The following is a 20,987-nucleotide window of genomic DNA, read 5'->3' as shown; positions in this document are numbered from 1 at the left end:
TCTTATTCCCTAGGCGGTCTGGAGGACGCCGCGGAACTGCGCTTCCTCAAGCGCGCGGCCGGTGCCGAGCGCAACGCAGGTCAGCGGATCCTCGGCGACAGTCACGGGCAAGCCGGTTTCGTCACGAAGCACTTCGTCGAGCCCCTGGAGCAGCGCACCGCCCCCCGTCAGCACGATGCCCTGCTCGCAGATATCGGCGGCAAGCTCGGGCGCGGTGTTTTCGAGCGCAATTCGAACGCCCTCGACGATCGTGCCAACGGGCTCGGACAGCGCTTCGGCGATCTGTCCCTGGTTGATCGAAATTTCCTTGGGCACCCCATTTACTAAGTCGCGGCCCTTGATGTGGACGGTCTTGCCGATGCCGTCGACCGGCGGCTTGGCGATGCCGACTTCCTTCTTGATCCGCTCAGCGGTGGCTTCACCAATCAGGAGATTGTGGTTTCGGCGCACGTAGGATGAGATGGCCTCGTCCATCTTGTCGCCGCCGACGCGAACCGAGGTGGTGTAGGCGAGGCCGCGCAGCGACAGCACCGCGACTTCGGTCGTGCCGCCGCCGATGTCGACGACCATCGACCCGATCGGCTCGGTCACCGGCATGTCGGCGCCGATCGCCGCAGCCATCGGCTCCTCGATCAAATAGACTTGGCTTGCCCCGGCATTGGAAGCAGCATCGCGGATCGCGCGGCGCTCGACGCTGGTCGATCCCGACGGGACGCAGATCACGATCTCGGGGAAGCGCCAGGCGCGCATCTTGCCGCCATGGACCTTGTGGATGAAATGCTTGATCATCTGCTCGGCGACATCGATGTCGGCGATGACCCCGTCACGCAAGGGGCGGATCGCCTCGATCTGGTCGGGGGTCTTGCCCATCATCAGCTTGGCGTCGTTGCCGACGGCCTTGACCCGCTTGACCCCGTTGATGGTTTCGATCGCCACCACCGACGGCTCGTTGAGGACGATGCCACGACCCCGCACATAGACCAGCGTGTTGGCCGTTCCCAGATCGATCGCCATGTCATGCGACATCCATTTGAACCAGCGAGTCCAGAACATTCAACGGTCACTTTCGCATCGAGGGCGGCAACGGCAGGTCACCATTAACCGGGATTAACTCCGAACCCGTGAAAAGCGCGTGAAGTGGTGGAAAAATCAGCGCTTCGCGAGGGCATCCCGATTGGGCTAGGACAGCGCACGATGTCAATAAGAAGGCTTCCCTCCGGACTGATCGATCGCATCGCCGCGGGCGAGGTGGTCGAGCGTCCAGCGAGCGCGCTCAAGGAACTGGTCGAGAATGCGCTCGATGCCGGGGCGACCTTCGTCGCGGTGCGGCTGTCGGCCGGCGGGCTCGACCTAGTCGAGGTCAGTGACGACGGTTCCGGCATGGCGCAGGCCGAAATGGCGCTTGCGCTCGAGCGCCATGCGACCTCGAAATTGCCCGATGAGCATATCGAGAATGTGGTAAGCTTCGGCTTTCGCGGTGAGGCACTGCCGTCGATCGCCAGCGTTTCGCGCCTGACGATCGAGAGCCGCGAGCGCGTGCTCGGCGGCGGAGGCCAGGCTCCCCAAAGCTCCGAAGGTTGGCGAATCGCCATCGATCACGGGGTTCCGGTAGGCGAGGGACCCGCCGCTGTCCCACCAGGCACTCGAGTCCGCGTCGAGGGGCTGTTCGACAAGATACCCGCGCGACGTAAATTCCTCCGCTCCCCCCGCGCCGAATATGCCGCCTGCGTTGATGCGGTGAAACGGCTTGCGCTCGCCCGCCCCGACGTCGGCTTTCGCCTTGAACATGACGGGCGCCGTTCGATCGCGGTTCAGCCGAGCGACGCTCCGACCCGAGTGGCCGCACTGCTCGATCCAGGGCTCGAGCGCCACGGCGTCGGCATCGACCATGTCCGCGAGGCAATGCGGCTGACCGGGGTCGTCAGTCTGCCGACCTTCAACCGTGGCATGGCCGACCAACAATATCTGTTCGTCAATTCGCGCCCGGTGAAGGATCGGCTACTCGTGGGCGCGCTTCGGGCAGCCTATCGCGACCTCATTGCGCGCGATCGCCACCCAGTCGCGGCGCTGTTCATCAGCGTGCCTGGCAGCGAGATCGATATCAACGTCCACCCCGCCAAAACCGAAGTCCGCTTCCGCGACCCGGCAGCAGTGCGTGGGCTGATCGTCGGCGGGCTGAGGCAGGCTCTGGAGGAAGCTGGCCATCGCAGCGCGGCGCGCGAGCAGATGGCGGCGCCGGTGCAATGGACCAGTGACCTGACTCGCCGTTCGAAAGAAAGCCAGATCGCACGACCCGCAGGCTTCATCGGCACTAGCTGGACACCAGCACCGCCGATCAGCCAAACTGTGCATGAACAGCGCCTCGACTTCGGCCAGCTTGCCCCTGCAGCGCGCGCAGAGCCCGCCACCGCGCCGCTCGTCGCCCACCCGATGGGGGTCGCGCGCGGGCAGGTCGCGCAAACCTATATTGTCGCCGAGGCCGACGATGGACTGGTTATCGTCGACCAGCATGCCGCGCACGAGCGGCTCGTGCTCGAACGGATGCGTGCCGCCCGCGCCGATGGCGAAGTTGCGCGCCAAGTGTTGCTGATCGCCGAGACGGTCGAGCTCGACGAGGTCGATTGCGATCGCCTTGAGGAGGCGGCGCCCGGCCTGTCCGACTTCGGGCTCGACATCGAACGATTCGGGCCGACTGCGATGATCGTCCGCGCCGTGCCCGCTGCGCTCGGCAAGCCCGATGTGACTGCGTTGCTCGCCGACCTCGCCGGTGAAATCGCCGAGTTTGGAGGGGCAATCTCGCTCCGTGACCGGCTCGACCTCGTCGCCGCGACGATCGCCTGCCATGGCTCGGTCCGTGCCGGGCGAGTGCTGTCGGTGGTCGAAATGAACGCGTTGCTTCGCGAGATGGAGGTCACCCCCAATTCGGGCCAGTGCAACCATGGTCGTCCGACCTGGGTGAAGCTCGCCCATGGCGACATTGAGCGATTGTTCGGGCGAAGATAAATGTTCGTCAGCTATCGTCGGCGAGCTGCTTCGCCAGCGTGAGACGGACCTGCTCGATCGGGGCGATTCGGGCCAGCGATCGTGATTCGTTCAATATCGGATAGCCGCCGACCGCATCCCGTTCGAGTTGCCTGGTAAAGTCACCGGCGCGAATTTCGGCGAGGATGGCGCGCATTCCTTCGCGTACCCGCTTGTCAACGATCTTGGGCCCGCCCAGCACCGCGCCCAGCTCGGCGGTGTTGCTGATCGCCTCGCGCATCCCCGACAGCCCGCCCGATTCAACCAGCTCGGCGAGCAGCTTGAGCTCGCCGACGCACTCGAGGAAGGCAACTTCCGGCGAGATTCCGCCCTCGACCAATGTCTGGAAGCCCGCTTCAAGGATCGCCGGCACCGCGCCCCACACCACGGCCTGTTCGTTGAACAAGTCGGCCTCGCACTCCTCGGCAAAGCTCGATGCGATCAGCCCCGCCCGACCGCAGCCGATCGCTGCGCCATATGCCTTGGCGAGTGCTTCGGCGTGGCCCGTGGCGTCGTGCGCGACCGCCCACAGCGCGACCATGCCCTTGCCTTCGAGGAACAGCGAGCGGAGCGCGCTGCCGGGGCCCTTGGGCGCGACCATGAAGACGTCGAGATCGGGACGCGGCGCGATCAGTCCGAAGCGAATCGCGAGACCATGGCTGAAGCCGAGCGCAGCACCGCGGCGGATGGCGGGCTCGATGGCATTATAAAGCGTTGCAAGAATTTCATCGGGAGCGAGAAGCATGACTACGTCCGCGCTGGAAGCCGCTTCCGCTAAGGGGCAATGGACGAGTCCGTCAGCCGTCACTTTCGCGGCGCTCGGCGATTCCTCGCGAAGTCCGATGATGACATCATGCCCACCGTCGCGAAGATTGAGCGCCTGGGCCCGGCCCTGGTTGCCATAACCCAGGATCGCGATCCGCTTGGTCGCCAGCGGGGTGGGATCGATGTCGGGGTCGCGAACAAACGGCATCGACACTTGCTAGGCGGGTGCGCCAAGCAAGGCTAGCGCGGCACCTTGCGTGGTCTCGTTCAGCGGTTCGCCATAGCGCGGCCAGTCGTGCGGCGACTGGTGCGCGAACCAGGTATATTGGCGCTTGGCATAGCGACGGGTGGATTGGGCACCGGCGATGCGGGCCTGGTCGAGCGACACGTCGCCGCGAATCAGCGCGGCAATGTCGGGCACCCCGATCGCACGCATGACTGGAAGCGCGGGATCAAGGTTTCGGGCGAGCAATGCCTTGACCTCCTCGACCGCACCGCAGTCGAGCATCGCGGTGAAGCGCTGGTCGCACCGGGCATAAAGCCAGTCGCGCGGGGGGAGCAGGATCAGCGGCATGAGCGTCACCTGCCCGCCGATCCCGCCGCTCGTTTCGGAATGCCAGTCGCCGAGCGGACGACCGCTAGACTGAACGACTTCGAGCGCGCGGGCGATGCGGGTGGTGTCTGCGGGACCAAGCCGGGCGTGGGCGGCGGGATCGAGCGTTTCGAGCGCCGCTCGGTTGTCGGCGACATCCGCAACGCGCACGCGGGCGCGAATGGCGGGGTCGATCGGGGGAATCGGAGAAATTCCGTCGATCAGGGTGCGCAGGTAGAGGCCAGTCCCGCCGACGAGGATCGGGAGGCGCTCCGCCGTATGGAGGTCGTCGATCTCAACCTTGGCCAGCGCCGCCCAGCGCGCCGCTGAACAGGGATCGGCGCCGTCGAGAATGCCGTAGAGACGATGCTCGGCACGGGCGAGGTCGGCGGGCGACGGGCGCGCGCTGAGTAGGTCCAGGTCGCGGTAAAGCTGGGCACTGTCGGCATTGATGATGACTCCGCCGGTCCGTGCAGCGAGTGCCAGCGCCAATGCTGACTTGCCGCTGGCCGTCGGACCGGCGATGAGCGCCAGCGGAGGACGCGTGACAGAACCAAGATCATTCACCGCGACGCTGATAGCAGCCGGGCGGCTCGACGATAGCCTGACGAGGGCGGTCATCGAGCGGCTCGCGGCAGCCGGGCTGGCGGCATCGGTCGCGGCGTGGATCGACGACGGCGACGCACGCGATCTCGTCTTGATTGGAGACGTCGTCGCCGCGCGCGATGCGCTGGTGGGATGGGAAGGGGTCGACCTTTTGCCGGTCACAACCGGGCCACGGCTCCGCAAGTTGTTCGTCGCCGACATGGATTCGACCATGATCGGGCAGGAATGCATTGACGAGCTGGCTGACTACGCCGGGGTCAAGCCGCAAGTCGCGGCGATCACCGAGCGGGCGATGCAGGGCGAACTGGATTTCGTCGGGGCGCTGAAGGAACGGGTGTCGTTGCTGAAGGGGCTCGCTGTCGGGGTGCTGGCGAAATGCCTCGCCGAGCGGGTGCGGCCTAATCCGGGAGCGAAAACGCTGGTCGGGACGCTTCGCCTCCATGGCGCAACCTGCCTGCTGGTGTCTGGCGGGTTCACCGCCTTTGCCGAGCCGGTCGGGGCGATGCTCGGTTTCGATGAAGTTCGCGCCAACTTGCTCGGGCAGGCGGACGGTTTGCTAACCGGGGCGGTCGAAGGCGATATCGTCGATTCGCGGGCCAAATTAGCCGTGCTGGAGGAATGGGAAGCCGAACTGGCGATTGCGCGCGATATGACCATGGCGATCGGCGACGGCGCGAATGACCGGCCAATGGTCGAGGCGGCGGGATGGGGTATCGCTTATCACGCCAAGCCGGCACTGGCGGCAGCGGCCGACGCCCGGATCGAACATCACGGGCTCGACGCGCTGCTGTGGGGAATGGGCCTGCCGCGATCGGCTTGGGTCGAGGCTTAGCGCGCCGCGATTGCGAAACACGCCTGCCCGCGCGCAGCGAGGGCGGCGCAGGTTCGCGCTGCTTCTTCGCGTGAGCCGAACGGCCCCGCCTGAAGCCTGATTACCGCGCCGATCGGGATTAGAAAGGGTTGCCGCCCGGCAAGCGGTCCGGGGGCAAATTTCCGGAACAGCGCTTCGGCGGCGCCCCTCTGGCTGAATGCGCCGAGTTGGACTCGCCATCCTCCGTCGCGCGGAAGCGCGGGCGTGTGTGCTATTACTGTCGCCGTCCTTATAACGGGCGGCAGAGCAGGGCGGGTCGCCGCGGCCGGCGCGGGCTGGGAGGTCGCCCCTGACAAGGCCAGCTTGCGCAAATGTTCCGGGATCTCGCGATCCATGTCGGCCATCGTCGATCGGGCGGGGCCGAGCCCCTGGGCAGCCGCCTTGGCGACGTAGGAATAGGCGAGCAGCACGTCGCGATTGGCTACCCCGTCGCCATTATAGAGCGCGGTGCCATAGAGCAGCTGTGCCCGCGCATCACCCTTGTCTGCAGCGCGCTTGAGCCACGACATCGCCGCACGCGGATAGCCGTTCTGGAACAGCATCATGCCTAGCTGGGTCTGGGCATCGACATGGCCGAGCCGCGCAGCGCGGGTGTACCAGTCCTCCGCCTGACCAAGGTCGATCGGCATTCCGCGACCGAGGCGATAGGCCTGCCCGATGTTGAACATCGCGTCGGCATTGCCGCGTGCGGCGAGTGGGCGCCACTGGCCAAGCGCAGCGGAATAGTCCCCGCGGCCCCACGCTTCGATCCCGCTACGGACGCTTTGCGCTGAAGCAGTCGATGCGAGCAGCGAGGCCCCAATCGCAATTGCATAAAGAAATCTTCTAGTTGCCATCGGCCCTTCCTAGCCACCTCGCGGCGCCACGCAACACGAGTTGGCGCTTGTTAACCAGACTTTAGGAGCTTTGGCCGCAGTTGGTTCGCGAACAGGTCGTCATCTGGACGAGGGGAAGAGAATGCGCGTTCTGGCAATGGCATCGCAGAAGGGCGGATCGGGCAAGACGACCCTATCCGGGCATCTGGCGGTGCAAGCGCAGATGGCCGGGGCGGGCCCCGTCTGCCTGATCGATATCGATCCGCAAGGTAGCCTTGCCGACTGGTGGAACGAGCGTGAGGCCGATATGCCGGCCTTCGCCCAGACCACCGTCGCCAGGTTGTCGGCCGATCTCGAAGTGCTTCGCCAGCAGGGCTTCCGCCTTGCCGTTATCGACACGCCGCCGGCGATCACCATGGCTATCCAGTCGGTCATCGCGGTAGCCGAGCTGATTGTCATCCCGACCCGCCCGAGCCCGCATGATCTTCGCGCCGTCGGTGCCACGGTCGATTTGTGCGATCGCGCCGGAAAGCCGCTGCTGTTCGTCGTCAATGGCGCAACGCCAAAGGCCAAGATCACTTATGAAGCCGCGGTCGCGCTGTCGCAGCATGGCACCGTTGCTCCTGTAACCCTTCATCACCGCACTGATTTCGCCGCCTCGATGATCGATGGCCGCACGGTCATGGAAGTCGATCCCAAGGGTCGTTCGGCGCGTGAAGTGGTCGAACTATGGGATTATATTTCCGACCGGCTCGAGAAGAATTTCCGTCGCACTGTGTTCGCTGCTCCTGGCGCGGGTCCGGTGACGGCGTCTTCGCCACGCCCCGTCGGCGGCTTCGGTCGCCGTGTCGTTGGCCAGTAAGGGAGCGCGGAAGATGGGCGAACCCAAAGTCTTTGCTTCCCTTTCGTCGGGCCTCCTGGCCCGCAAGGGCGCGGCGAGGCCAGCGATGCGGCCCCAGGGCTTCGGCCAGCTGGGCGGCAATATCGAAGATCTCGGCTGGAACGACATGGGCTTCGAAGCGCCCAAGCCCGCGCTCGCCGCGGTGCGCGATGCCGACCATGACGCCTTCGGTGACGATATCCCCGAGCCCGCGATCCGTCACCCGCTCGCCGGGCTGACGCCGATCGGTGGCGGCGCGCCGTCGCCGGTGCACAGTCAACACGCCGAACTCGCCGACCGTTTCGCGGGCTATGACCTTGAGCCGGGCGAGGAAGATGAGGATGATCCGACCGCTGAGCCTCTCGATCTCGCGCCAGTTGCGAAAGTAGTGACACCAGAGCCGGCTAACGAGCAGCGGGTCATTGTGCCCGATCTCTCGGCGCGCCCTGCAGCTCGCAGGGTTGCCGCACCGCGCGCTGCGCCGGGGACCAAGGCCAAGGCCGCGTTCACGCTTCGCCTCGATGCTGCTCGTCACCTCAAGCTTCGGCTGGCGTGTGCCGTGACGGGTCGTTCGGCGCAGATGCTGGTGACCGAAGCACTCGACGAATTGCTGGCCGGCATGCCCGAACTCGACGGCATGGCGGAACGCGCACCGCAAGCGCGCAAAATCAATTGATTGCCCGATAAAAACAGGGGGACGCTCGATGAACAAGTCACTTCGCTTCGGCACTGCATTGAGCGCCGCCCTGTTGGCAACGACCCTGGGGGGATGCGCCGGGTCGCCACATAAATTTTCCTCGGTTGAGGCGCGCCCGGTGGCGAACGCCAACGCCGGGCTCGCCACTCGCGCGCAGGCAGCGTTGGTGGCTGGCGATGCGGTCCAGGCGATCGATTTCGCCCAGCGCGCAGTCGAAGCCACGCCCAACGAACCCGCATTCCGACTGATCCTGGGCAACAGCTATTTCGCCGGCGGCCGCTTCGCCTCCGCCGAAGCCGCCTATCGCGACTCGCTGACCCTGTCGGCCGACCAGCCGCAGGTCGCGCTCAAACTGGCGCTGGTCAGCATCGCGCAGGGCAAGAATGCGCAAGGGCTCGCCTTCCTCGAAGCGGCGCGAGCCGTGATCGACCCGGCCGACTATGGTCTTGGCCTCGCGCTGGCCGGTCGTCCGCAGGATGCGGCCGTCGTGCTTCGCCATTCAGCCGAGCAAGTCGGGGCTGATTCGCGCGTTCGCCAAAATCTTGCCCTTGCGCTGGCGCTGTCGGGTGACTGGACAGGGGCGCGATCGGTCGCGGCACAAGATGTATCGGCCGACCAGCTCGACGCCCGCATCCAGTCGTGGATGCTGCTCGCCAAGCCGGCCCGCTCGTCGGACCAGCTCGCCTCGCTGACAGGAATTGCCGCTGCGGCGAGTGATCCGGGACAGCCCCTGCGGCTGGCGCTGCGTGACGATAATGTCAGGCTTGCCGCCGCAGCGCCAGCTGCGCCAATGGCAGATCCGGTGCCAGTCACCGTCCCCGCCGAAACGTCGCCGGTGGTGGCGGAAACCATCAACCCCGCTCCGATCGCTGCCTCCACGCCGGTCGTTGCTCGCCCGGTTATCGCCGTTGCGGTCCCTGCTCAGCATCGCGCCACTGCGGTCCGCCCGCTGACTTTTGCACCGGTCGCCTCGCTTGCACCCCGGTCTAACGCAAATGCGCCGCGCCCGTCGCTGTCACCGCGCGCCGCCGCGCTGACTGATGCCCGCACCTTGTACCGCCACGCCGCGCTGTCGCTAAACGAACCGCGCAGCCGCGCAGTGGTTCAGCTTGGCGCCTATGCCTCGCGCGGCAGCGTCACCACAGCGTGGCGTCATGTGTCGGGTAAATTCTCGGCACTGCGCGGCTTCACGCCGGTCGCGGCGCGGTTCAACGGCGAGCGGGGGACTTTCTTCCGGCTTTCGGTCCAGGGCTTCGGCAGCGCGCGCGATGCAATCGCAATGTGCTCGGGGCTGAAGCGGGCCGGGGCAACCTGCTTTGTCCGCAACGTCGCCGGCGATGCGCCTGTCCGCATGGCATCGCGCTAAGCCTTTAAGGGCTAATTCGCTCGGCGGTGAGAAGATCCAGGCAGGCCATTCGCACCGCAACGCCCATTTCAACTTGAAGCGTGATCAGCGACCGCTGGGGATTGTCGGCCAGCACTCCCTCGATTTCCACCCCGCGATTGATCGGGCCGGGGTGCATGATCGCGGCGTGAGGCGCGGCCATCGCGAGCCGCGCTGCCGTGAGCCCAAAACGCGCCAGATATTCCCCCGGGCCGTCGCCCAGATCCTCGGTCATCCGCTCCCGCTGGACGCGAAGCATCATCACGACATCCGCACCATCGACGGCTTCGTCGATCGACCCGGCCGCGCAGGGCAGGTCGGCAGGCATCAGCGAGGGCGGCCCGGCCAGTCGAAGCTCAACCCCAAGGCGGCTGAGCAATTTGACGTTCGATCGGGCCACCCGGCTGTGCTTGAGGTCCCCGCAGATCGCGACCTTCAGCCCCGCAATCCGCCCAAACCGCTGACGGATGGTAGCGGCGTCAAGCAGCGCCTGCGTTGGATGCTCGCCAATCCCATCGCCGGCATTGATCACCGGACAGTCCATGATCGCTGCAATGCTGGCGGGCGCGCCGACGTCGCGGTGGCGGATGACCAGCGCGTCGGGCCGCATCGCGTTGAGCGTGCGCGCAGTATCCTCGAGTGTCTCGCCCTTCTTGATGCTCGATTGTTCAACCTGCATCGCCACCGCCTGCGCGCCGAGGCGATTGGCGGCAATTTCAAACGACAGCAGCGTCCGCGTCGAATTTTCGAAAAAGGCGTTAATCACGGTCAGTCCGTCGAGCCGTTTAGCATTGCGCCGTGGCTGGCGGTTATAGGCGAACCAGCGCGCGCCCTCGTCAAGGATCAGGCCGATCTGAGCGTCGGAGAGATTGTCGATCGAGAGCAAATGCATGAGGCGATGGGTTAGTCGTCGCGGGGCAGATTGGCCAGAGCGTCGATCGCGCCCTGGAGGATATGTGCTGCGGCAAGCTTGTCGACCGCCAGTGCCCGCTTGGCTCGGCTGACATCGGCGGCAATCATCGCCCGCTCGACCGCCTGGGTAGACCAGCGCTCGTCCCACAGCAGGGTGGGAAGGTCGAGGGGTAGGAGGTTGCGGGCAAAAGCGCGGACCGACTGGGTGCGCGGCGAATCGCTCCCGTCGAGGTTGAGCGGTAGTCCAACGACCAGCCCGACGACGGCGTGCTTCGCGATGAACTGGCGAAGCAGCGCAAGGTCGATCGCGAACTTGGTCCGCTGAAGCGTCTCGGACGGGCCAGCGAAGCTCCAGCTGGCATCGCACAGCGCAAGCCCGATGGTCTTCGTCCCGACATCGAGTCCGGCAAGCTTACCCCCGGGCGGAAGGGCATGGCCGAACTCGCCGACCGACGACGTTAGTGCCATGCGGCGACTCTCCTGGCGGCATCGGCCCGGATCGCCCCCCAGAACAGGGCATAATCATAGGCGTGGTAATTATTGCCTGGCAGGACGAACGGTCCAAGCGGGGGGATCGTCCCGCCAATCTTGAGCAGCCCTTCGTCACAGCGCGCGCCGACCGCGCCGGGAAGGAGGGTCGCAGTCGCGAAATCGGCCGTCGGCACCAGCGTGCCGGGATTTTTGTCGACTGTCGCGACGCCATTCGTCGTGCCAGTCAGCGGATTGACGCATAGCAGGTCGGTCTGGGCACGCTTTCCGCCATGGCCTTCGGTCCCGACCCAGTTTTCAAGGATGATCGACGGATTGGCGGGCTCGGCGAAGCTCATCCAAGACAGCACGCAGCCGGTCTCGTCCGGTCCGGCGCACGGTGCCAGCCCCGTCGCGGGCAGGTCGGCGCTGACCGACAGTGGCCAGCCCACGACGTAGGCCGCCACTATTCGCCCTTTCAGCACCGCACGCCGATCGACCAGGAGCCGCGATAAATGGAGCGAGCCCTGGCTGTGCCCGGCAAGGATGATCGGACGACCCTTGGGCTGGTCATCAAGGAAGCGGTCGAACGCGGCAAGGACGTCGCCATAGGCAAGGTCGAGGGCCTTCGTCGCGTCGTCAGACTTGAGCAGGAACGCCCCGAACGCCGCCTGGCGATAGCGCGGCGCCCAGATCTCGCCGACGCCGTTGAAGGCGCTCGCCTGGCTGCGAACGAACAGGGCGTCGTTGATCGCGGCCTGCCCCGGCTCGTCGGCGCGGGCGTTCCAGCGGTCGCTTTGCAAATAGGTCGTCGGGTGGATGTAGAACACCGCCGCGCGCTTTTCGCCGGGGGGCGCGGTCATGCCACCGGGCAACCATGTTGACTGATCGCCCGCCAGCCCCGGCCGCGCGAGCCAGCTTGCCCCCTTGCCGTAATCCGGCCCGCTGCGCGGCGGTGGCGCGGCATAGTGACCGGCGGGCGTCGCCGACCGGGCTAGGATCGCACTCCCGAACTGATAAATGCCGAATGCCCCGGCAACGAAGATCAGGATCATCCAGAAGACGACCAGCAGGAAACGGCGAGCGCACATGGCGGCGGGCACTAGGGGAGGGGGCTGAAGCGGGCAAGTCGCGCAGATGCGTGACGCTTGTTCATTGCCGACGCTCCTGCCATCCTTGCCGCGACAAGCGGGGGGACAATTTATGCGTAACGAACGGCATGATGCCGAGACATCCGACTGGCCCCTGAGACCGTGGATCCTGGCCGGCGTATGCGCGCTTGCCGGATTGACCTTCCAGCGGTTGGCGGGGCGTTATCTTTTCGCCGAAACAGCCCACGCATGGCGCGAACCGGTGGCCACCGCGGTCGCGATCGCAGCCCTGTCCTTCTCGATCACCGTTGAACAAAAGCGATTGTGGTGGTCTGCCGCCTTCGCACTGGCGTGGGGCGCGGTGATCGGCTTGGTCGGCTATTTCACCCTCAGCTACAACCACATCGCGACGATGTTCGAATGGCCGTTTCTGTCTGGCCTGTTCGCGGTGCTGCTTGCCGCGCCGCTGTTCCAGACGGTGCGCGACGCCGGCGCGTGGCGGTTCGATTATGTGACCCTCCACCGCCACGCCTGGTCCGACGCAGTGATCGGGTTCGCGGGACTGGTGTTTGTCGGGATTGCCTTCATCTTGGCGTGGCTGCTGGCGGCGTTGTTCGACCTGATCGGCATCGATGTCCTCAAGCAGTTGATGAAGGAGGACTGGTTCGGCTGGATCCTGGCTGGCTTCTCGTTCGGAAGTGCGGTCGGGCTGCTGCGCGAGCGCGATGCGCTGGTCGCCAATCTCCAGCGGCTGGTGACAGTCGTGCTGTCGGTGTTGGCACCTGTGCTGGCGGTCGGGCTCGGGCTGTTCCTGCTGTCCTTGCCCTTCACCGGGCTTGGCAAGCTGTGGGCTTCATCGCTGCCGACGACCCCGCTGATGCTATCGGCGGCGGCTTTTGCGGTGCTGTTGACCAATGCCGTGATTGGCGATGGCGTCGGCAACGAAGATCGGCGGCCGGGGCGAATCCTGCAGCAGTCGGCGCTGCTGCTTTGCCTGTGCGTCCTGCCCTTGGCGGTGATCGGAGCCGTCTCGCTGGCGCAACGCGTCGACCAGCATGGTTGGACCCCCGAACGAATCTGGGGCGTGCTGTGTGTCGCCGTGGCGTTGATCTATGGCGCGGCGGGATGGTGGTCGGTGGCGCGCGGGCGGATGGATTTCGACGCGCTGCTGCGCCCGCTCCAGATCAAGATGGCACTGGGGCTATGCGCGGTTGCCCTCTTCCTGGCGCTGCCGATCCTCGACTTCGGGGCGATTTCCACCCGCTCCCAGATGGACCGCTTGGCGCGCGGGTTGGTGACGACCGCCAAGTTCGACTGGCGCGCGATGGCGTTCAGCTTTGGCCCGGCGGGGCGGCGAGATCTGAAAGCAATTGCCGAGCACGGGCCGGTTGATCAGCGCCCGCTGGCCTCCGCCGCGCTGGCGGCCAAGAATCGCTGGCAGGTCGATGATGACGTCGGCACGGTGCAGGCGGCGGGTTCGCTCGATCACTGGCTACGGATGGTCCCCGCCACCCGTCCCGCGCCGCCCGCGCTTCGCGATGCGATCGCCCAGAGCAAATTTTGTCGTGACCAGCCCTGCGCCGCAATCTGGGTTGACGATCAGCGGGTGCTAATTGCCGGAGAGCGACGGCAGGATATCGGCCTGTCGCAGTCGACGTTCATCCTGCGCAAGGAAGGCAATTGGGAGGATATGGGCGACTATATGGCGCCGCCGGTATTAACCACGCCCGGGCAATCGCAACCCGAACATGCGGTGAATGTGGCAACCGCGCCAATCGATTTGCGAACTGTCCAGCGGCGACAGCTGGTCGTTGATGGCAAGCCCGTCGGCGAACCGTTTGAATAGGGCGCGGGCGAATGACACGCGGCACGATGCTTGAAGGGGGCGGGTAGGGCGGCTATCGGCGCCACATGGGATGCGCCCCCGCATCCCGCCCACGAGAAACGCATGTCGATCGATACGAAGCAGGTCCGCCACATTGCCAAGCTCGCCCGGATCGCGATGAGCGACGAGGCGATCGAGGCGCTGGTCCCCGAACTCAACCAGATCCTTGGCTGGGTCGAACAATTGTCCGCGGTCGATACCGACGGGGTCGAGCCGCTGACAGCCGTGATCGAGCAGAAACTGCGGCTGCGCGATGACGTCATCGACGACGGCAACGTTCGCGACAAGGTCCTCGCCAATGCGCCCGCCGCGCAACATGGCTTCTTCGCCGTTCCCAAGGTGATTGAATAGTGTCCGACCTCACGACCAAGACGATTGCCGAGCTTCGCGACGGCTTTGCCGGCGGGTCCTTCTCTGCGGGTGAAGTCGCAACCGATTATAACGCCGCCGTGGCGGGCGGGCGGGCGCTGAATGCCTATACGGTCGAGACCCCCGAGTTGGCACTGGCCGCCGCCGATGCCGCAGATAAGGCGCGCAGTAGCGGAGACACATTGGGAGCACTCGCCGGCATCCCGCTGGGGATCAAGGATTTGTTCGCGACGGAAGGCGTCGACACGACCGCCGGGTCCAACATCCTCAAAGGTTTTAAGCCGCAGTATGAATCGACCGTCTCGGGCAAGCTCAAGGCCGCGGGCGCGGGCATGCTGGGCAAGCTCAACATGGACGAGTTCGCGATGGGTTCGTCCAACGAGACAAGTGCATACGGGCCCGTCATCAGCCCTTGGCAGCGCAACGACGGCGGCAATGTGGCGCTTACCCCGGGCGGAAGTTCGGGTGGATCGGCGACCGCCGTCGCCGCCGGGCTGGCTGCGGGCGTAACCGGAACCGACACCGGCGGATCGATCCGCCAGCCCGCCGCCTTCACCGGCATTTGCGGGATAAAACCGACCTATGGGCGCTGTTCGCGCTGGGGCGTGATCGCCTTCGCCTCGTCGCTCGACCAGGCTGGGCCGATGGCGAAAACCGTCCGCGATTGCGCGATCATGCTCGAAGTGATGAGCGGGTATGACAAGAAGGATTCGACCTCGCTCAACCTTCCCGTTCCGCGCTACGAAGCCGGATTGTCGAGTAACCTCAAGGGCAAGCGCGTCGGAATCCCGAGGGAATATCGGATCGACGGCGTCCCCGCCGAGATTGACGCGCTGTGGGACAAAGGGGTCGAATGGCTCCGCGACGCCGGCGCCGAGCCGGTCGAAATCTCGCTACCCCACACCGCCCATGCGCTGCCGACCTATTACATCATCGCGCCGGCCGAAGCCTCGTCAAACCTCGCCCGCTATGACGGGGTCCGATATGGCCTGCGCGAAGACGGAGTGAAGACGCTCGACGACATGTACGCCGCAACCCGCGCCGCGGGCTTTGGGGCCGAGGTCAAGCGCCGCATCATGATCGGCACCTATGTGCTGTCGGCAGGCTTTTACGACGCCTATTTCACCAAGGCGCAGAAGGTCCGCACCCTGATCAAGCGCGATTTCACCGAAGCGTTTGAGAAATGCGACTTCATCCTGACCCCGACCGCGCCCTCGGCGGCATTCGGGTTGAAGGAGAAGATGAGCGACCCGCTGGCAATGTATCTCAACGACGTGTTCGCCGTTCCTGCCAGCCTCGCCGGCCTCCCCGCCATGTCGGTCCCCGGCGGCCTCGATGCGCAGGGGCTGCCGCTCGGGCTCCATCTGATCGGGCGAGAACTCGATGAGCAGGGCGTCCTCAACGCTGCGCTGGCCATCGAGGAACGCGCCGGATTTACGGCCAAAGCGGAGAAATGGTGGTGAGCGACTACCGCATCCACGGTGACACTGGCGAGTGGGAGGTCGTGATCGGCCTCGAGGTCCATGCCCAGATCGTGTCCAAGGCCAAGCTTTTCTCGGGCGCGGCGACCGCGTTTGGCGCCGAGCCCAACACCCAAGTCAGCCTTGTCGACGCAGCGATGCCGGGGATGCTGCCTGTGCTCAACGGCGAGTGCATCCGTCAGGCGGTGCGAACCGGCATGGCGATCGGCGCGAAGATCAACAAATGGTCGCGGTTCGATCGCAAGAATTATTTCTACGCCGACCTGCCGCAGGGCTACCAGATTTCGCAGCTCTACCATCCCATCGTCGGCGAGGGCTCGGTGACGGTGCTGGTCGACGAAAAGGACGAGACTAGCTCGCGGACGATCGGGGTCGAACGGATCCATGTCGAGCAGGATGCGGGCAAGCTGATGCACGACCAGCATCCGACGATGTCGTTCGTCGATCTGAATCGATCGGGCGTCGCGCTGATGGAAATCGTGTCCAAGCCCGACATGCGTTCTCCGGCTGAAGCAGGGGCTTACATCCGTAAGTTAAGAGCGATCCTGCGCTATGTCGGGTCGTGCGACGGCAATATGGAAGAAGGATCGATGCGCGCCGACGTCAATGTCTCGGTGCGCAAACCGGGCGACGAGTTCGGCACGCGGACCGAGACCAAGAACGTCAATTCGGTCCGCTTCGTCATGGCGGTGATCGAGGGCGAGGCCAGGCGTCAGGTCGAGCTGATCGAAAGCGGCGGCGTGGTAGCGCAGGAAACGCGGCTGTACGATCCCGACAAGAATGTCACGCGCTCCCTTCGCTCGAAGGAAGACGCGCATGATTACCGCTATTTCCCCGATCCCGACTTGCTCCCGGTCGAGCTCGACGATGATTTCCTTGACGCCTGCCGCGCCTCGCTCCCCGAACTGCCCGATGCCAAGCGCAAGCGGTTCGAGGAGATGGGGATCGGCGCCTACAACGCCGCGGTACTGACTGCCGAGGTCGAGATCGCCCGCTGGTTCGACCAGTTGCTCGACGCCGGCGCGCCGCCCGCGCAGGCCGCCAACTGGGTCTCGTCCGAATTGTTCGGCGCTCTCAACCGTATGGGCCGATCGATCGAGGACAGCCCGGTTTCGCCGCAGAACGCCGCCGAACTGCTCGGGCTCGTTGCCGACAAAACGCTTTCAGGCAGCCTTGCGAAGCAGGTGTTCGACATCATGCTCGACACCGGCCAGTCGGCCTCGGCCGTGGTCGAGGAACGCGGGCTCAAGCAGACCTCGGATACCGGCGCGATCGATGCGGTCATCGACGGCATCCTCGCCGCCAACGCTGACAAGGTTTTGCAATATAAGGATGGCAAGGAAGTTCTGTTCGGCTTTTTCGTCGGGCAGACGATGAAGGCGATGGCTGGCAAGGCCAACCCGCAAGTGGTCAACGAGCGGTTGAAGGCCAAGCTGGCCGAGTAAGAGGGCGTGGAAACGACATGCGCAAGATAATCACCGCCGCGCTGGCCGCTGCAACGATGGCCGCCCCCGCGCTCGCCGCCCCCGCCGCGCCGCCGAAACTGGTCATCGCCATTTCGGTCGATCAGTTTTCGGCCGATCTGTTCGATGAATATCGCGCCGCGTTCTCCGGCGGGTTGGCGCGGATGGCGTCGGGCGCGGCGTATCGCAACGGCTGGCAGGGCCATGCCGCGACCGAGACTTGTCCCGGCCACTCGACCATCCTGACCGGCGACCGACCGGCGCGCACCGGGATCATCGCCAACACATGGTTCGACCAGTCGCAGGCGCGATCGGACAAGGCGGTTTATTGCGCCGAGGATGAGCGCGTGCCGGGGTCGTCGTCGTCAAGCTACACCGTCTCGCCGCTGCACCTGCGCGTGCCGACGCTGGGCGAGCGATTGCAGCTGGCCTCCCCGCAGAGCCGATCGGTCGCGGTGGCGGGGAAGGATCGCGCGGCGGTGATGATGGGCGGGCACAAGCTCGATCAGCGCTGGTATTGGGACGGCAAGAAATATGTCACCGACCTGGCCGGGGTGAGGGTTCCGACGGCGGCGACCGCGACCAATGCTGCCGTTACCCGCCTCATCTCGGCGCCGGGCGAGCCACTCGAATCGCCCGACTTGTGCCGGGCAAAGGCGAAGGCAATCGCGGTTGGCAGCGACGGCAAGACGGTCGGAGCCGGAGCCTTCGCGCGGGTCGCGGGCGATGCCAAGTCGTTCCGCGCGAGCCCCGCCTTCGACGGCGCGACTCTCGCCCTCGCGGCGGGACTGATCGGCGAAATGAAGCTGGGGCAGGGGTCGGCTACAGACCTCATCGCGATCGGTGCCTCGGCGACCGATTATGTCGGCCACACTTATGGCACCGAGGGACAGGAAATGTGCCTCCAGCTGCTCTCGCTCGACCGCGATCTCGGCGACTTCTTCGCCCTGCTCGACCGGCAGAAGATCGATTATGCCGTCGTACTGACCGCCGATCATGGCGGCAACGACCTCCCCGAGCGCGAACAACTGGCCGGGGTCGCAGGCGCCGCGCGGGTCGACCCGGCGCTGTTTCCGGGGACTGCGGGCAAGGCGATCGCGGTCAAGCTCAGGCTTGGCGGGCCGGTGCTGGTGGGGGATTCGCCGTTCGGGGATGTCTATCTCGACCGCGCGCTGTCTCCGGCGGACCGCACGAGAGCGCTCGCGGCGGCGGTTTCCTATTATCGGGCCAGTCCGCAGGTCGAGGCGGTCTTCACTCACGCCCAGCTCGATCGCGCGCCCCTGCCCACCGGCGATCCCGCCACCTGGAGCCTCCGTGACCGAGCCCGCGCCTCGTTCGACGATCAGCGCTCAGGCGATTTCGTCGTGCTCCTTCGGCGCCGAATCACCCCGATTGCCGACGCCAAGACCTATGTCGCGACGCATGGCAGCGCGTGGGACTATGACCGCCGCGTGCCGATCCTGTTCTGGCACGCGGGGATGGCGGCGGCGCCGAGCAACGCTCCCGTCGAAACGATCGACATCGCCCCCACGTTGGCGGCCTGGATTGGGCTCAAGATCGCGCGCGGGGCAATTGACGGGCATTGCGTTACTACCGTCCCGGGAGTCAGCTGCCCGCGCTAACGCATTGAGGGCTTGCGTCTTTTCGTGAAACGCGGCAGCTTCCCGAGATAATCGTGGGAGGGGCCAATGCACCGGACGATCAGCCTTTTGCTTGGCACCGCAATGCTCGCCGGCTGTGTCTCGACGCGGCAGTTCGCCGACCTCCAATTTACCCCGCCCCAAGGTGACTATAAATTGCTCGTCCTTCGCCCGGACGTCTCGGTCGCCTCGCTGACGATGGGCGGAGTGCCCGAACAGCGCGCCGACTGGACCGAGGCTGCGCGCGCCGCAATCATCACCGCGCTCCGCATCCAGCAGGGCGCGCGGGGCGGCCAATTGCTGATCGCCGACCACCGTACCAACGTCCCCGGTGCCGACGCGGCCACCGTCGCCGACCTCGAACGGCTCAATGCCGCAGTCGACCAGGCGATCGCCGAGCATAAGTATTCGGGCAACACGCTGCCGACCAAGCGGCGCATGGGGCTCGACTACACGCTGGGCCAGGACGCGATCGACTTCGGCCGCAAGACCGGGTTCGACTATATGCTGTTCCTCCACGCCGAGGACCAGGTTGCCTCGGGCGGGCGAGTCGCAATGCAGGTGATCGGCATCGCCGGCTGCTTCATCGGTTTCTGCGCGCCCTCGGGGGGCAGCGGCCAGCTTGCCTATGCCAGCCTCGTCAATCTCCACAGCGGCGAAGTCGTGTGGTTCAATGTCCTGCAGACCGGCAGCCAAGTGCCCGGAATGGGGTTCGGCGATTTGCGAACGCAAGCAGGGGCCGACCAGATGGTCGAACGACTGCTCGGGCGGATGAAGCCGGGGCGCGATGCGCGCCGGGTCGTCGCTGCGGGGCAGCAATGACCGCGCTCTCGCGGCGCATGGTGCTGGGTGGCGCGGCGACGCTTGGGCTTGGCGCCGGATCCGCCACCGCGCGGATTCTGCCGGCGACCATGACCCCGCTGATCGGCCGCGGATATCGCCCGGTCGATACCGACGAAAAGGGCCTGTGGCAGCAGTGCGAGCGAGTTGAGGAGGAAGTCGCGGGGTCGAACATATTGGTCCAGGATCCAGCGGTTACTTCCTACCTGCGCACCCTGATCGGCAAGGTCGGCGGCCCGGCGGCGAGCGACATGCGCATCTATCTCGCGCGCGTCCCCGATTTCAACGCGATGATGTTCCCGACCGGCTTCGCGATCGTCTTTTCCGGACTGCTGCTGCGAATGCGCAACGAGGCCCAACTCGCCGGGGTCATCGCCCACGAAAGCGGCCATTTCCTGCGCAAGCACCAGCTTCGCCAATATCGCGACGTCAAGAGGAAGTCGGACATCTTCGCAGCGGCATCGCTGCTCGGCGGAATGGCGGGCGGGGCGGCGGGGATGAACCTTGGCCAGCTCCAGCAGCTCGCCGAGTTGGGCACGATCATGTCGCTATTCCGCTACAATCGCGAGCTTGAGGCCGAGGCCGACGCAATGGGCATCCGCCTGCTTGCCAATGCCGGCTACTCGCCCCTCGCCATGCCCCATACGTGGGAGCAGTTGATTGCCGAAAGCACATTGTCGGCCAGATATCGCCGCAAGCACCGCGACCGGGGTTACTCGATGTTTGAAACCCATCCCGCGCCCGAGAGCCGGATGGCCGACTTGCGGCTAGCGGCCGCCGAGGTGACCGTCCCGGGCCGTGTCTACGACGACGGTCGCGCCCGCTACCTCGCGACCATCGCCACCCTCCGCCCGATGCTCCTCGACGATCAGGTCAAATTAAACGATCCCGGCGCCTCGCTCTATATCGTCCAGACGCTCGCCCAGGATGGCTGGAGCGGCCCGCTCCGCTTCGCCGAGGCCGAGATCTGGCGGCTTCGCGGCGATCCCAGGCAGCGCGATCCCGAACGTGCCGCTGCCGGCTATGCCGCCGCCGTGCAAATGCCCGATGCCCCGCCCGATGCGTGGCGCTGGCATGGCGTCATGCTCCAGAAAGCCGGACGTGCTGTCGAGGCGCGCGCGGCCTACACGCGCTATCTCGCGATGGCCCCGACCGCGCCCGACGCGCCGTTCGTTCGCCAGCAACTTTTTGTCATGGGAGGCTGATC

Annotated in this window: 19 protein-coding genes; 12 read left to right on the top strand and 7 right to left on the bottom strand. The window is 65.8% G+C overall.

What is annotated here, in order from left to right; genetic code table 11:
- Positions 1 to 9: 9 nt before the first annotated feature.
- Positions 10 to 1,053, bottom strand: coding sequence for a rod shape-determining protein (locus U1700_RS08360; RefSeq protein WP_332751859.1), 1,044 nt, complete (start codon positions 1,051 to 1,053; stop codon positions 10 to 12).
- A gap of 141 nt (positions 1,054 to 1,194) precedes the next feature.
- Between U1700_RS08360 and mutL the strand changes: the two genes are divergently transcribed.
- Positions 1,195 to 3,003 carry a DNA mismatch repair endonuclease MutL gene (gene mutL / locus U1700_RS08355; protein WP_332751857.1) on the top strand — a complete coding sequence of 603 codons (1,809 nt, stop codon included), beginning with the start codon at positions 1,195 to 1,197 and terminating at the stop codon, positions 3,001 to 3,003.
- 7 nt (positions 3,004 to 3,010) lie between these two features.
- Here the strand turns inward: mutL and ilvC are convergent, their stop codons facing one another.
- Both ilvC and miaA read right to left on the bottom strand, forming a co-directional pair.
- Positions 3,011 to 3,994: a ketol-acid reductoisomerase gene (gene ilvC, locus U1700_RS08350; protein WP_332751855.1), complete on the bottom strand. Its 984-nt coding sequence runs from the start codon at positions 3,992 to 3,994 to the stop codon at positions 3,011 to 3,013.
- Positions 3,995 to 4,003: 9 nt separating this feature from the next.
- Positions 4,004 to 4,945 (bottom strand): tRNA (adenosine(37)-N6)-dimethylallyltransferase MiaA, encoded by a 942-nt coding sequence (gene miaA / locus U1700_RS08345; protein ID WP_332751853.1) that lies wholly within the window; start codon positions 4,943 to 4,945, stop codon positions 4,004 to 4,006.
- On the opposite strand from miaA, the gene serB reads away from it, so the two are divergent.
- A complete protein-coding gene (gene serB / locus U1700_RS08340; protein ID WP_332751851.1) occupies positions 4,923 to 5,816 on the top strand; it encodes a phosphoserine phosphatase SerB in 894 nt (297 codons plus the stop codon). The genes miaA and serB overlap by 23 nt on opposite strands.
- On the opposite strand, the gene U1700_RS08335 is transcribed toward serB, so the two are convergent.
- Positions 5,813 to 6,691 carry an SPOR domain-containing protein gene (locus U1700_RS08335; RefSeq protein ID WP_332751849.1) on the bottom strand — a complete coding sequence of 293 codons (879 nt, stop codon included), beginning with the start codon at positions 6,689 to 6,691 and terminating at the stop codon, positions 5,813 to 5,815. The two genes, serB and U1700_RS08335, sit on opposite strands and share 4 nt — an antisense overlap.
- Positions 6,692 to 6,812: 121 nt before the next feature.
- On the opposite strand from U1700_RS08335, the gene U1700_RS08330 reads away from it, so the two are divergent.
- Genes U1700_RS08330 through U1700_RS08320 form a run of 3 tightly spaced genes read left to right on the top strand, consistent with a single transcriptional unit; the run spans position 6,813 to position 9,613 of the window.
- A complete protein-coding gene (locus U1700_RS08330) occupies positions 6,813 to 7,532 on the top strand; it encodes a ParA family protein (RefSeq protein WP_332751847.1) in 720 nt (239 codons plus the stop codon).
- A 13-nt stretch (positions 7,533 to 7,545) separates the two neighbouring features.
- Positions 7,546 to 8,226, top strand: coding sequence for a hypothetical protein (locus tag U1700_RS08325; RefSeq protein ID WP_332751845.1), 681 nt, complete (start codon positions 7,546 to 7,548; stop codon positions 8,224 to 8,226).
- A 28-nt stretch (positions 8,227 to 8,254) separates the two neighbouring features.
- Complete coding sequence (locus U1700_RS08320; protein WP_332751843.1) at positions 8,255 to 9,613, top strand: SPOR domain-containing protein; 1,359 nt, start codon at positions 8,255 to 8,257, stop codon at positions 9,611 to 9,613.
- 4 nt (positions 9,614 to 9,617) lie between these two features.
- Here U1700_RS08320 and U1700_RS08315 read toward each other — a convergent pair whose 3' ends face one another.
- From U1700_RS08315 to U1700_RS08305, 3 genes are read right to left on the bottom strand one after another with little or no spacing between them, the layout of a single operon-like run.
- Positions 9,618 to 10,523 (bottom strand): aspartate carbamoyltransferase catalytic subunit, encoded by a 906-nt coding sequence (locus U1700_RS08315; RefSeq protein WP_332751841.1) that lies wholly within the window; start codon positions 10,521 to 10,523, stop codon positions 9,618 to 9,620.
- An 11-nt stretch (positions 10,524 to 10,534) separates the two neighbouring features.
- Positions 10,535 to 11,011 (bottom strand): Holliday junction resolvase RuvX, encoded by a 477-nt coding sequence (gene ruvX / locus U1700_RS08310; protein ID WP_332751839.1) that lies wholly within the window; start codon positions 11,009 to 11,011, stop codon positions 10,535 to 10,537.
- Entirely contained in the window at positions 11,002 to 12,102 is a 1,101-nt protein-coding gene (locus U1700_RS08305; protein ID WP_332751837.1) for a DUF3089 domain-containing protein, read from the bottom strand. Before U1700_RS08305 ends, ruvX begins: the two co-directional genes overlap by 10 nt.
- A 112-nt stretch (positions 12,103 to 12,214) precedes the next feature.
- Between U1700_RS08305 and U1700_RS08300 the strand changes: the two genes are divergently transcribed.
- The 7 genes from U1700_RS08300 (at position 12,215) to U1700_RS08270 (ending at position 20,985) form a co-directional block, all read left to right on the top strand.
- The gene (locus U1700_RS08300) at positions 12,215 to 13,948 is read left to right on the top strand and encodes a DUF4153 domain-containing protein (RefSeq protein ID WP_332751835.1); all 1,734 of its coding nucleotides are present in this window, start codon (positions 12,215 to 12,217) and stop codon (positions 13,946 to 13,948) included.
- 102 nt (positions 13,949 to 14,050) lie between these two features.
- Entirely contained in the window at positions 14,051 to 14,338 is a 288-nt protein-coding gene (gene gatC, locus U1700_RS08295; RefSeq protein ID WP_332751833.1) for an Asp-tRNA(Asn)/Glu-tRNA(Gln) amidotransferase subunit GatC, read from the top strand.
- Positions 14,338 to 15,819, top strand: a complete 1,482-nt coding sequence (gatA, locus tag U1700_RS08290) for an Asp-tRNA(Asn)/Glu-tRNA(Gln) amidotransferase subunit GatA (RefSeq protein WP_332751831.1) — start codon at positions 14,338 to 14,340, stop codon at positions 15,817 to 15,819. The genes gatC and gatA overlap by 1 nt, the downstream gene beginning before the upstream one ends.
- Positions 15,816 to 17,282, top strand: a complete 1,467-nt coding sequence (gatB, locus tag U1700_RS08285) for an Asp-tRNA(Asn)/Glu-tRNA(Gln) amidotransferase subunit GatB (protein WP_332751829.1) — start codon at positions 15,816 to 15,818, stop codon at positions 17,280 to 17,282. Before gatA ends, gatB begins: the two co-directional genes overlap by 4 nt.
- Before the next feature lie 17 nt (positions 17,283 to 17,299).
- Positions 17,300 to 18,922: an alkaline phosphatase family protein gene (locus U1700_RS08280; RefSeq protein WP_332751827.1), complete on the top strand. Its 1,623-nt coding sequence runs from the start codon at positions 17,300 to 17,302 to the stop codon at positions 18,920 to 18,922.
- 66 nt (positions 18,923 to 18,988) lie between these two features.
- Positions 18,989 to 19,762: a hypothetical protein gene (locus U1700_RS08275; protein ID WP_332751825.1), complete on the top strand. Its 774-nt coding sequence runs from the start codon at positions 18,989 to 18,991 to the stop codon at positions 19,760 to 19,762.
- Positions 19,759 to 20,985, top strand: a complete 1,227-nt coding sequence (locus U1700_RS08270) for a M48 family metalloprotease (RefSeq protein WP_332751823.1) — start codon at positions 19,759 to 19,761, stop codon at positions 20,983 to 20,985. Before U1700_RS08275 ends, U1700_RS08270 begins: the two co-directional genes overlap by 4 nt.
- The last annotated feature ends 2 nt before the right edge of the window (positions 20,986 to 20,987 follow it).

This window comes from Sphingomonas sp. RB1R13, assembly GCF_036663775.1.
GTDB lineage: Bacteria > Pseudomonadota > Alphaproteobacteria > Sphingomonadales > Sphingomonadaceae > Sphingomicrobium.
This window is presented reverse-complemented; position numbering and strand designations above follow the sequence as displayed.